This window comes from Devosia sp., from assembly GCF_034675085.1.
Lineage (GTDB): Bacteria > Pseudomonadota > Alphaproteobacteria > Rhizobiales > Devosiaceae > Devosia.
The window spans coordinates 1-11218 of sequence record NZ_JAUCDN010000090.1; the positions used below are offsets into that span (position 1 = coordinate 1).

The window sequence follows — 11218 nt, forward strand, 5'->3', positions numbered from 1 at the left end:
GCGGGGTCTATACCGGCTCCATCGGCCATTTCGCCCCCAATGGCGATCTCCCCCTCAACGTCGCCATCCGCACCGCCGTGATCGATGCGGATGGGCGAGGGGAGATCGGCATTGGCGGCGGCATCGTCGCCGACAGCCAGATGAATAGCGAATACCGCGAGGCCCTGCTCAAGATGGCGTTTTTCACCGCCCCCGCCGTCACCCTGATCGAAACCCTGCTGTGGAGAGAGGGCGAAGGCTATGACCTGCTCGGCCGGCATCTGGATCGCCTGGCCGCCTCGGCCGCCCATTTCGGCCTCGCCTGCGACCGCGCCGCGATTGAGGCTCTATTGCAGGGCCAGGACTACTCCGCGGCCGCCATGCGCGTGCGCCTGACGCTGGATGCTTCCGGCCCTACCCTCACCGCCATGCCGCTGCCGCCCAATCCCGATGTCTTCCGCTTCACCCTGGCGCCCGAGCCGCTCGATTCGCAAAACCCCTTTCTGGCGCACAAGACCACCAACCGCGATTTTTACGACCAGCCGCGCCAGAGCGCCCAGGCGCAATGGGGCGTCGACGAGGTGGTGTTCACCAATGAGCGTGGCGAGCTGACCGAGGGCTCGATCACCAATCTCTTCATCGAGCGGAACGGGAAACTGCTCACTCCGCCGCTCGCGTCCGGCCTTCTGCCCGGCACCTTGCGCGCCGAGCTTCTCGCCACCGGCAAGGCCGAGGAAGCCGTGCTTGGGCTGGACGATCTTGAAAGCGCCGAAAAAATCTGGCTGGGAAATTCCGTGCGCGGCCTGATGCGCGCACAATGGGTCAAGCCTTAGAGCGCTTCCCGCAAAAGTGGGCACCGGTTTTGCGGTTCGGAAACGCGGCATAACAAGGATTTGGAGACGCCTCATGACCATCGACATCACCCCCAAGGACGTTCTGGTCGCGGTGGATGTGCAATATGATTTCCTGCCCGGCGGCAGCCTTGCCGTTGCCGGCGGCGACGAGATCGTGCCGCTGCTCAACCGCCTGGCCCCGCGCTTTGCCAATGTGGTGCTGACCCAGGACTGGCACCCGAAGGACCATATCTCCTTTGCCAGCCAGCATGCCGGCAAGGCGCCGTTCCAGACCATCGAATTGCCCTATGGCACCCAGGTGCTCTGGCCCGACCATTGCGTCTGGCAGACGCGCGGCGCCGAGATCAGCGCCGATCTCGACATTCCCCATGCCCAGCTCATCATCCGCAAGGGTTATAACCGCGCCATCGATTCCTATTCCGGCTTCCAGGAGGCCGATCGCGAGACGCTGACGGGCCTGGCCGGCTATCTCAATGAGCGCGATGTCGACCGCCTCTATATTGCCGGCCTCGCCACAGATTTCTGCGTTGCCTGGACCGCCATCGACGCCGCCGCCGCCGGCTTCGACGTCGCCGTCATCGAGGATGCCAGCCGCGCCATCGATGCCGATGGGAGCCTGGCCCGCGCCTGGGCCGATATGGAAGAGGCCGGCGTGGCGCGGATCCGGAGCGCCGATATCCTGGGCTGACCCCCTCCCCAGCCCTCCCCACAAGGGGGAGGGTGTCCTTCGGTGGATGGGGCAGGATGGTGTTCCAAACACAAGACTACACCTCCCCCTTGATGGGGGAGGTCGGGAGGGGGTGCTTCCCACATGCGCAAAACAAAACCCCCGCCGTAGCGGGGGGTCTTTTTCGTTCTAAGCGCTCTTGTCCACCGGCTCGCCATTGGGCGGATTGACTGGGCCGCCCTTGGCGACGCCCACCATGGCCGGGCGCAGCACGCGCTCGCCGATGGCGAAACCGGCCTGCACCACCTGCACCACCGTGCCTTCGGGCTTGGTGGGGTCGGGCACCTCGAACATGGCCTGGTGCTTGTGGGGGTCGAATTTCTGCCCCTCGGCCTCGATGGGAGTGACGCCGTGCTTGGCCAAAAGGCGCTGCATTTCCCGCTCGGTCATCTCGATGCCCTCGATCAGCGACTTGACCGTGGGGTCCTCGGATTCGCGCGCCTCGGCCGGCAGCATCACCAGCGCCCGCTGCAAGGCATCGGTGGCCGAGAGCATGTCGCGGGCAAAGCCCGAAATGGCATAGGAGCGCGTATCGGCGACGTCGCGCTCGGTGCGCTTGCGCAGGTTTTCCATCTCGGCCACGGCGCGCAGCAGCCGGTCGCGCAGATCGGCATTTTCGGCCCGCAGCGCCTCGACGGGGTCGATTTCGGGCTCGATCGCCTCAGGGGTTTCTTCCGGGGCGGCGTTTTCGTCGCTCATCGCTCTTCTCTTTTTGCACTCACTTGGGTTTGTCGGGCATATCGGCCAATCGCCGGCCTATTTCAAGCCTGGCGCTTGCGCGCCATCATCGCCGAGATCACGTTTGCGGTATAATCGACCACCGGCACGATGCGCGCATAGTTGAGCCGCGTCGGCCCGATCACCCCCAATACGCCCACGATGCGGTCATTGGCGTCCTTGTAGGGCGACAGGATCACCGAAGACCCCGAAAGCGAGAACAGCTTGTTTTCCGAGCCGATGAAGATGCGCACGCCCTGGGCCTTTTCCGCATCGCCCAGCAGCTCGAGCAGCCCGTCTTTGCTTTCCAGCTCGTCGAAGAGCTGGCGCATGCGCAGCAATTCCTCGCTGGCCATGGTGTCGTTGATCAGATTGGCCCGCCCGCGCACGATCACCGTCGGGGTGGCGTTGAGCGAGGCCTGTCCCATGGTGGCGATGCCGGCCTCGACCAGCTTTTGCGTCAATTCGTCGAGCTCCGCCCGCTGTTCCTCCCGCGCCGCGCTCAGCGCCATGCGCGCCTCGGCCAGCGTGCGTCCCACCACGTGGCGGGCCAGGTAGTTGCCCGCCTGGGTCAGCGTCGAGGCGGTAAGGCCGGGGGGCACGTCCATGATGCGGTTTTCCACCTGCCCGTCCTCGCCGACCAGGATCGCCATGGCGCGGGTGGCGTCGAGCCGCACGAATTCGATATGGCGCAACACCATGTCGGCCTTGCTGGCGATGACCACGCCCGCCCCCTGGCTCAGCCCGGAGAGCAACTGGCTGGCTTCGGTCAGAACGTCCTCCACCTGGCCGCGCTGCTGGCCCTCGATGGAGCGGGCGATGCGCTGGCGCTCCCTTTCGTCCACCGCGCCCACTTCCAGCATGGCGTCGACGAAAAACCGCAAGCCCTCCTGGGTGGGGGCCCGCCCCGCCGACGTGTGCGGGGCCGCGATCAGCCCGAGATCTTCGAGGTCCGCCATGACATTGCGCACCGAGGCCGGCGAGAGCCCCATCTGCAACATGCGCGACAGATCGCGCGATCCCACCGGCGCGCCGGTTTCCAGATAGCGCTCGACGATTTTTCTGAAGATGTCCTGGCTGCGTGCATTGAGCACGCTCAGAAAGTCTTCCTGGGGCTTGACCATGAGGATTTCGATAAAATCGTCCGCTTTAACCGTGCCCTCTCATTTAAGGCCATTGCGGCCTCCCGCCAAGCGTCCGCCGCTTGTGAGCCGGCCCCATGAGGGTTAAGAGGCGGTTAACGTGGTTTTTTCAGGCCAGAATTTTCAGGATTGCCCATGCGCCCTTCAGGACGAGACCCCAGCCAGTTGCGCCCCATTTCGCTGGAACGCAACGTGGCCCGCAATGCCGAGGGCTCCTGCCTTGTGAGCTTCGGCCATACCAGGGTTCTGGTCACCGCCTCGGTGGAAACCAGCCTGCCCGGCTGGCTGCGCGGCAAGGGCCAGGGCTGGGTCACCGCCGAATATGGCATGCTGCCCCGCGCCACCGGCACGCGTACGCGGCGCGAGGCCAGCGCCGGCAAGCAGTCCGGCCGCACCCAGGAGATCCAGCGCCTGATCGGGCGCTCGCTGCGCGCCGTGGTCGACCTCACCCAGTTGGGCGAAAACCAGCTCACCATCGATTGCGACGTGCTCGAAGCCGATGGCGGCACCCGCACCGCCGCCATCACCGGCGCCTATGTGGCGCTGGCCGACGCCATTGCCTGGATGGAGGCGCGCAAGCTCACCAAGGGCAAGGCGCTGCGCGATTCGGTCGCCGCCATTTCCTGCGGCATCTATCGGGGCACCCCGGTGCTCGATCTCGATTACCTCGAAGACGTCGAAGCCCAGACCGATGCCAATTTCGTCATGACCGGCTCGGGAAAATTCGTCGAGATCCAGGGCACCGCCGAAGGCGCCCCTTTCGATCGTGCCGAGCTCGATGCCCTCATGACGCTGGCCGGCCACGGCATTGCCGAATTGACGCTGATGCAACAGGCGGCGCTGGCCTCATGATGCTGTTTGGGAAAAAAGCCCCCTCATCCGCCCTTCGGGCACCTTCTCCCGCGAGGGGAGAAGGGGAACTGGTGGTGCGCTCAGATCGTGCCCCAAACATAGCCCCTTCCTTCTCCCCTCGCGGGAGAAGGTGGCTCGGCGCAGCCGAGACGGATGAGGGGGTCTTTTGCCAGCATGATTCTCCCATCTGGCACGACATCAGCCGCGCCCTCGAAGGAGGCCGAAAATGACCGCCATTCCCCGTCTCGGCCCCGGCACGCGCCTCGTCCTGGCCACCCATAATGCCGGCAAGCTCGCCGAATTCCAGGAGCTGTTCGCCCCCTTCGGGCTCGATCTGGTCTCGGCGGGCGAGCTGGGCCTGCCCGAGCCCGAGGAAACCGGCACCAGTTTTGCCGAAAACGCCCGCACCAAGGCCCATGCCGCCGCGCGCGGTGCCGACATGCTGGCGCTGTCCGATGATTCGGGCCTGTGCGTGGATGCGCTCAATGGCGATCCGGGCGTCTATACCGCCGACTGGGCCGGCGTGCCGCGCGATTTTTCCCGCGCCATGCGCCGGGTGGAAGATGCGCTTCAGGCCGCCAACGCCACCGAGCCGTCGCGCCGCCGAGCCAGCTTCAACGCCACTTTGTGCCTGGCCCATCCCGATGGGCGCGATGCGCTCTTCGTCGGCCGGTGCGAGGGCACGCTGGTCTGGCCCCCCCGGGGCGATCAGGGCCATGGCTATGATCCCATGTTCATGCCCGATGGCTACGACATCACCTTCGGCCAGATGCCCTCCGAGATGAAGCATGGCTGGGCTCCCGGCGAAAAGGGCCTTTCCCACCGCGCCCGCGCCTTCGCGCTGTTCGTGGAGACCCAGATTGAGAAGTGATCCGGCGCGATTTGCCCCAATGGTGCAGTCGACACCCTCCCCCATGATGGGGGCGGTGTCGTCCTGTGGCCGGCACAACATGGCCACCCGCCCATGAGCGCCGCCAACGATCTTTTCGGCGTCTATGTGCATTGGCCCTTCTGCGCCGCCAAATGCCCCTATTGCGATTTCAATTCCCACGTCCATCGCGGCGCCTTCGACGAGGAGACCTATATCGCCGCCTATGAGCGCGAGATCGCCCATGCCGCGGCGCTGGCGCCCGGCCGCATGGTGCAATCGGTGTTTTTCGGCGGCGGCACGCCCTCGCTGATGGACCCGCGCTCCACCGGGCGGATTCTGGAGGCCATCGCCCGTCACTGGACGCTCGATCCGCAGGCCGAGGTCACGCTGGAGGCCAATCCCACCAGCGTCGAGGTCGAGCGCTTCCGTGGCTATCGCGCCGCCGGGGTCAACCGCGTCTCGCTCGGCGTGCAGTCGCTGCGTCCCGGCCCGCTGGCCGAATTGGGCCGCCGCCACTCCGTCGAGGAGGCGGTGGCCGCCGTGCGCATCGCCCAAAGCGTCTTCGAGCGCTCCAGCTTCGATCTCATCTATGCCCGCCCCCGCCAGACGCTGGACGATTGGGAAGATGAACTCAAGGAAGGGCTGTGGCTGGCCCAGGGCCATCTCAGCCTCTACCAGCTCACCATCGAGCAGGGCACGCGCTATTTCGATTTGCAGCAGGCCGGCAAGCTCACTCTGCCCGACGAGGACCTGGCTGCCGATTTCTACGAATTGACCCAGGAATTGACGGCTGCGGCGGGCCTGCCCGCCTATGAGATTTCCAACCACGCCCGCCCCGGGCAGGAAAGCCGCCACAACATGCTCTATTGGCGCTATGGCGAATATGCCGGCATCGGTCCGGGCGCCCATGGCCGGCTGCTCATCAACAACCAGCGCCACGCCACCGCCGCCGAGCGCATGCCCTTCGACTGGCAGAAAAAGGTCATGGCCCAGGGCCACGGCATGGTGGTGGACGATGTGCTGACCTGGGAGGAGCAGGGCGACGAATTCCTCGTCATGGGCCTGCGGCTCAAGGAGGGTATTTCTCCCGCTCGCTTTACCGCCCTTTCGGGCCGCCGCATCTCGCCGCGCCAGATCGACACGCTCAAGGGCTACGGTTTCCTCGAAACCCTGCCCAACGGCAATCTGCGCGTCACCGACAAGGGCTTTCCCGTCCTCGACGCCGTCGTCGCCGATTTGGCGGCGTGAGAGGCCACCGGAATAAACCCGGTAGTGACGACGCAGCAGAATCCGGCGCCCCCTTACCTCTCCCTCAGGGGGAGAGGTAAGGGGGCCCAGGGCCGGGTGAGGGGGCCTTCTCCTTCACCACTCCTGCACCGCGCCCTCCTCACCCCGATGTCATTCCGGCGTAGGCCGGAATCCATATCCGCATATTTCCCTGATATCGAGGGTCTCGACTTGACCCACACCGGGGCGACATTGTGGGTGTGAAGCCTACAAACCCCCTAAAACCCCGCCCCCTCCACCATTTGCGCCCCACCCGGCGCCACCTTCTTCAGCACCAGCGCGTAATCGCTGCGCCCATTGGCCTGGAAGCGGAACAGCCCGTCCCGCCCGTTGAACCCCTGGGGATTGGTCAGCGCCGCCGGGCTATAGGGCGGATTGGCCAGAGACAGCGTGTTCACATTGGCCAGGATCGTCGCCGTATAGGCGATGGTCGCCATCGGGTGCGGCGCGGCGCCGAACTGGCGCTGGTAGTCGGCGCGAATGGCGTTCATGCCCGCTGGATCGGGCGCGGCATAGACCGCTCCGGCCAGCGCGGCGCTGTTCAGGATCGCCTTGTCGTTGTCCCATTCGGCCGAGCCGATGATCTGCACATCCTTCACCCCGGCCGCCGCCAGCGCGGCGCCGAAGGCAGGGGCGCTGGCCCGGTCGGGCAGGAACAGCGCGTCGATCATGCCGCGCTGCATTTCGGGCAGCGCCTGCGCCACGATCTGGCTGGCCTCTCCTGCGCCTGAAAATGTATAGACCGCCTGCGGCGAGAAGCCCGCCGCGATGGCCTGCTGGCGGAAGGCGGTCTGTTGCGCCTGCCCGGCCTCATTGGCCGGAAACGCCCCGGCCAGCCCGCGCAGCCCCTGCGCCTTGGCCCAGCCTATGGTGCGCTTCATCTCTCCCTCGGGCAGCACCCCGAGCAGGTAGAGCCCCGCTCCGGTCGCGGTGCCGGTGGGGGCAAAGCCGATCAGCGGCACGCCCGCGCCGCGCGCCACCGTTCCGGCCGCCTGCATTTCGGCGCTGCCCAGCGGCCCCAGGATCAGCCGCGCCCCCTCCTGCACCGCCGCCTGCGCCGCCGCGCTCGCGCCCTGCGGCGTGCCGCCGGTATCGCGCAGCGTGATATGGATATTATCCCCGATGCTGGCGCTGGCCTCTATAAAGCCGATGGCCATGCGGCTGGCATTGGCCATCGAGGACCCGATCCGGGTATCCTCGCCGCTTCCGCTCAGCGGCAGCAGCAGCGCCACCGGCACCGCGCCGCGCCCGAAGCGCTGACCCGGCTGGCTGGTGGCCATGGGCGCCGTCTGCGTCGGGTTCAGGGGCGCCGTTTGCGCTGGCGCGCCGCCCCCGCCGGAAAAATCGATGACACGCGAACCGATCTGGATGGGCGAGCACCCGGCCAGCATCGCCAGCCCCATGGCCATGAGGCTGTGAAAAATGGCTTGCCTTGCGTTACTCTTGGCGGTCATGTGCTGCTCGAAATGTTAGCAGTCTGCTAACTGTGACCCCTATTTTGTTAAGCAAATGTCAATCCGGGGATTTGCCGCCCATGGCTGCCGAAACCAGCGCCGCTCCGGCCTATTTCATCGCTGGCGTTTCCTTTCCCGCCCCCCCGCTGGCGCCGGGGCTTTATGTCGTCGCCACCCCTATCGGCAATCTGCGCGACATCACCCTGCGGGCGCTGGAAACCCTGGCCGCTGCCTCACTAATCCTTTGTGAAGACACCAGAATGTCGGCGCGCCTGCTCGATCACTACGGCGTCAAGGCCCGCCGCATGGCCCTGCACGAGCACAATGAGCGCGCCCGCATCGACGCCATTCTGGCCCGCATTGCCGGCGGCGAAGCCATCGCCCTCATCTCCGATGCCGGCACGCCGCTGCTCTCCGACCCCGGTTTCCCCCTGATCCGCGCCCTGGCCGAGGCGAACCTGCCGGTCTTTCCCATTCCGGGGGCCTCTGCCCTGCTCTCCGGCCTGGTGGTGGCGGGCCTGCCCACCGATGCCTTCGCCTTTCACGGCTTTCTGCCCTCCAAGGCGGGGGCTCGCGCCAATGCCTTGAAAAAGCTGGCCGATTCACGTGAAACACTGGTGTTTTACGAAAGCCCGCGCCGTCTTGCCAACACGCTTGCCGCCATGGCCGAGGCCTTTGGCGCGCGGCCGGCGGCGGTGGCGCTGGAATTGACCAAGCGCTTCGAGCGCGTCCACCGCGATACGCTCCCCGCGCTTGCCGCCGCTTTCGAGCAAACCGAAACCAAGGGCGAAGCAGTCATTCTGGTTGGTGGCGCTACCGAGGCAGAAATTACCCAAGCCATTGACTGGCAAGGCGAATTGCGCACGAGTTTGGACGAAATGCCGCTGCGCGCCGCCGTCGATGCCATCGCCGCAAGACACGGCCTAAAGCGTAAACAGGTCTATGATGCCGCCCTTGCCCTCAAATCCCAAGACTAGCGCCCGCATCGCCGCCCAGCGCGGCGGCCATCGCGCAGAGGCGCTGGCCGCCTGGTTCCTGCGCTTTAAATTCTACCGCATCCTCGAGCGGCGCTACAAAACGCCGGTGGGCGAAATTGATCTTGTTGCGCAAAGGTTTGGCGCCATCGTCTTCGTCGAGGTCAAGGCGCGGGGCCGCGCCGGAAGCGAGCGCGACGCCCTTGAAGCGGTCAATCGCGCCCGCATCGCCCATGCCGCCGCCCATTGGCAGGCCCGCCATCCGGCCAGCGGCGCCCGCGATTTCCGCTTTGACGTGATTTTCCTTGCGCCCGGCCGCTGGCCGCGCCATGTCATCAACGCCTTCGATGCCAGCTGAGAATTTGCCATGACGCTCAAAGTCGCGGTCCAGATGGACCATGTCGCCACCATCAATCCTGTTGGCGATTCCACCTTTGCCCTGATGCTGGAAGCGCAGGCCCGCGGGCACGAATTGCTCCATTACACCCCCGACACCCTGGCTTTGCGCGGCGATGTGGTCAGCGCCCTGGCCGCCCCGATCACCGTTTTCGACAAGCCCAAGGGCGAGCATTTCAGCCTCGGCGAGGCCCGCCGCATCGATCTGTCCACCCAGGACGTGATCCATATGCGCCAGGATCCCCCCTTCGACATGAACTATATCACGCTCACCCATTTGCTTGAGCGGCTGCATCCGAAAACCCTGGTGGTCAATCCGCCCGCCGCCGTGCGCAATGCGCCCGAAAAAATCCTCGTCACCGATTTTCCCGAGCTGATGCCGCCCACTTTGGTGACGCGCGACCGCGCCCTCATCCATGATTTCCGCCGCGAGCATGGCAACATCATCGTCAAGCCGCTTTACGGCAATGGCGGCGCCGGGGTCTTCTTCATCCAGGAGGGCGACCACAATCTGGTCAGCCTGCTCGAGCTGTTCGAGAACAATTACCGCGAACCCTTCATGATCCAGAAATATCTGCCGGACGTGCGCAAGGGCGACAAGCGCATCATCATCATTGATGGCGAACCGGTGGCGGGGCTGAACCGTGTCCCCGCCGATGGCGAGGCGCGCTCCAACATGCATGTGGGCGGCCGGCCGGAGTTGTCCGAACTCACCGCGCGCGAAAAGGAAATCTGCGCCGCCATCCGCCCGGCGCTCAAGGAGCGCGGCATGATCTTTGTCGGCATCGACGTCATCGGCGACTATCTCACCGAGATCAACGTCACCTCCCCCACCGGCATCCGCGAGATCAGGCGTTTCGGCGGCCCCGATATCGCGGTGATGATCTGGGACGCCATCGAGAAGCGCCGCGCCGCCTGAACCTCCCCGCAGGGGCTGGGCAAGCCCGGCCCGAGCGGCTAAAGCTTGAGCGGTTCGAGGACAAGCGGCTCCCGGCGGGCCGATGGGGGAAAGTGCCTGATGCCCACCACCAGTTTTCTTGTCGCTTTCGCCACCCTGTTCGCCACGGTGGGCGTCGCCGACATCGCCTTCATCTTCGCCGCCCTCACCAAGCACAACACGGCCCGGCAGCGCTTCGTCTTCGCCACGCGGGGCGTCATCATCGCCGGCATCATCCTGCTGTTGTTCGGGATTCTGGGAAATCCCATCCTCGAAATCTTCGGCATCACCATTCCGGCGCTGCGCACCGCCGGCGGGCTGCTGCTGTTCCTCATCGCCATCGACATGGTCTTCGCCCGTCACTCGGGAGGCACCGGCACCACCGACGAGGAAGAGGTGGAAGCCCGTCAGCGTCAGGATATTGCCGTCTTCCCTCTGGCCATGCCGCTGCTGGCCGGTCCCGGCGCCATCAGCGCCGTCATTCTGCTCACCACCGGCGCCCGCACCGATCTCGAATTCTGGGCGGTTTTGCTCGCCATCGTCATCATCCTGTTCCTGGCCTGGCTCACCCTGCTCGTCGCCATTCCCATCCAGCGCCTTCTCGGCGTTACCGGGCTCGCCGTGGTCTCGCGCGTCGTCGGCATCCTGCTGGCGGCCCTGGCGGTGCAATTCGTCTTCGACGGGGTCAAGGCAAGCGGGCTGCTCGGGTCGCTTTCTGCCTGATCCGCCCGGCGGCAAGCGTTGTTAACCAGTTCTTAAGCCTGTTCTTGCCCCCGCCTCTGCCGAGGCGCAGGGGTGGGTGCAGGGATGGCTTGCGCGAATCGCGAGCCAGCCCCTTGCCGAAGAGGGGACCATCGTGCGTATCGCCGCCCTGCTGATCTTTGCGATCCTGGCCATGCTGGCAGCCAGCGCCTCCACCCATGCCCGGCTCGACAGCCCGTCAACGGCGAACGAGGTCGCCGGCGTTTCCAGCCGCTAGAGCGTTTCCAGCAAAAGTGGAAACGGTTTTGCGGTTCGGAAACGCGATA

General features: G+C 65.7%; 13 protein-coding genes. 10 read left to right on the plus strand and 3 right to left on the minus strand.

From position 1 onward, the window contains the following. Positions 1-812: aminotransferase class IV family protein (locus VDP82_RS07655; protein WP_323014263.1), on the plus strand; the 812-nt coding region annotated here is incomplete at its 5' end. Positions 813-885: 73 nt separating this feature from the next. Further along, a complete protein-coding gene (gene pncA, locus VDP82_RS07660) occupies positions 886-1521 on the plus strand; it encodes a bifunctional nicotinamidase/pyrazinamidase (protein WP_323014264.1) in 636 nt (211 codons plus the stop codon). Positions 1522-1689: 168 nt separating this feature from the next. On the opposite strand, the gene grpE is transcribed toward pncA, so the two are convergent. Continuing rightward, positions 1690-2301, minus strand: coding sequence for a nucleotide exchange factor GrpE (gene grpE / locus VDP82_RS07665; protein ID WP_323014275.1), 612 nt, complete (start codon positions 2299-2301; stop codon positions 1690-1692). 20 nt (positions 2302-2321) lie between these two features. Beyond that, the gene (hrcA, locus tag VDP82_RS07670; RefSeq protein ID WP_323014265.1) at positions 2322-3401 is read right to left on the minus strand and encodes a heat-inducible transcriptional repressor HrcA; all 1080 of its coding nucleotides are present in this window, start codon (positions 3399-3401) and stop codon (positions 2322-2324) included. Between the two features lie 153 nt (positions 3402-3554). On the opposite strand from hrcA, the gene rph reads away from it, so the two are divergent. From rph to hemW, 3 genes are all read left to right on the plus strand, one after another. After that, the gene (gene rph / locus VDP82_RS07675) at positions 3555-4271 is read left to right on the plus strand and encodes a ribonuclease PH (protein WP_323014266.1); all 717 of its coding nucleotides are present in this window, start codon (positions 3555-3557) and stop codon (positions 4269-4271) included. Between the two features lie 226 nt (positions 4272-4497). Further along, positions 4498-5142, plus strand: a complete 645-nt coding sequence (locus VDP82_RS07680; RefSeq protein ID WP_323014267.1) for a non-canonical purine NTP pyrophosphatase — start codon at positions 4498-4500, stop codon at positions 5140-5142. A gap of 93 nt (positions 5143-5235) precedes the next feature. Continuing rightward, positions 5236-6390 carry a radical SAM family heme chaperone HemW gene (gene hemW / locus VDP82_RS07685; protein ID WP_323014268.1) on the plus strand — a complete coding sequence of 385 codons (1155 nt, stop codon included), beginning with the start codon at positions 5236-5238 and terminating at the stop codon, positions 6388-6390. A 257-nt stretch (positions 6391-6647) separates the two neighbouring features. Here the strand turns inward: hemW and VDP82_RS07690 are convergent, their stop codons facing one another. After that, a complete protein-coding gene (locus tag VDP82_RS07690; RefSeq protein ID WP_323014269.1) occupies positions 6648-7883 on the minus strand; it encodes an ABC transporter substrate-binding protein in 1236 nt (411 codons plus the stop codon). An 80-nt stretch (positions 7884-7963) separates the two neighbouring features. On the opposite strand from VDP82_RS07690, the gene rsmI reads away from it, so the two are divergent. The 5 genes from rsmI to VDP82_RS07715 all read left to right on the plus strand — a co-directional run bounded on the left by rsmI (position 7964) and on the right by VDP82_RS07715 (position 11169). Beyond that, the gene (rsmI, locus tag VDP82_RS07695) at positions 7964-8860 is read left to right on the plus strand and encodes a 16S rRNA (cytidine(1402)-2'-O)-methyltransferase (RefSeq protein ID WP_323014270.1); all 897 of its coding nucleotides are present in this window, start codon (positions 7964-7966) and stop codon (positions 8858-8860) included. Further along, positions 8838-9215 (plus strand): YraN family protein, encoded by a 378-nt coding sequence (locus VDP82_RS07700; RefSeq protein ID WP_323014271.1) that lies wholly within the window; start codon positions 8838-8840, stop codon positions 9213-9215. The genes rsmI and VDP82_RS07700 overlap by 23 nt, the downstream gene beginning before the upstream one ends. A 9-nt stretch (positions 9216-9224) precedes the next feature. Next, on the plus strand, positions 9225-10172 hold the full coding sequence (gene gshB, locus VDP82_RS07705; protein WP_323014272.1) for a glutathione synthase: 948 nt from the start codon (positions 9225-9227) through the stop codon (positions 10170-10172). A gap of 99 nt (positions 10173-10271) precedes the next feature. Further along, positions 10272-10913, plus strand: a complete 642-nt coding sequence (locus VDP82_RS07710; protein WP_323014273.1) for a MarC family protein — start codon at positions 10272-10274, stop codon at positions 10911-10913. Between the two features lie 133 nt (positions 10914-11046). Further along, positions 11047-11169 (plus strand): hypothetical protein, encoded by a 123-nt coding sequence (locus VDP82_RS07715; RefSeq protein WP_323014274.1) that lies wholly within the window; start codon positions 11047-11049, stop codon positions 11167-11169. The last annotated feature ends 49 nt before the right edge of the window (positions 11170-11218 follow it).

Coding starts and splice junctions, on each gene's coding strand:
- pncA (WP_323014264.1), top strand. CDS start 886: ATGACCATCGACATCACCCCCAAGGACGTTCTGGTCGCGGTGGATGTG.
- hrcA (WP_323014265.1), bottom strand. CDS start 3,401: ATGGTCAAGCCCCAGGAAGACTTTCTGAGCGTGCTCAATGCACGCAGC.
- rph (WP_323014266.1), top strand. CDS start 3,555: ATGCGCCCTTCAGGACGAGACCCCAGCCAGTTGCGCCCCATTTCGCTG.
- VDP82_RS07680 (WP_323014267.1), top strand. CDS start 4,498: ATGACCGCCATTCCCCGTCTCGGCCCCGGCACGCGCCTCGTCCTGGCC.
- hemW (WP_323014268.1), top strand. CDS start 5,236: ATGAGCGCCGCCAACGATCTTTTCGGCGTCTATGTGCATTGGCCCTTC.
- VDP82_RS07690 (WP_323014269.1), bottom strand. CDS start 7,883: ATGACCGCCAAGAGTAACGCAAGGCAAGCCATTTTTCACAGCCTCATG.
- rsmI (WP_323014270.1), top strand. CDS start 7,964: ATGGCTGCCGAAACCAGCGCCGCTCCGGCCTATTTCATCGCTGGCGTT.
- gshB (WP_323014272.1), top strand. CDS start 9,225: ATGACGCTCAAAGTCGCGGTCCAGATGGACCATGTCGCCACCATCAAT.
- VDP82_RS07710 (WP_323014273.1), top strand. CDS start 10,272: ATGCCCACCACCAGTTTTCTTGTCGCTTTCGCCACCCTGTTCGCCACG.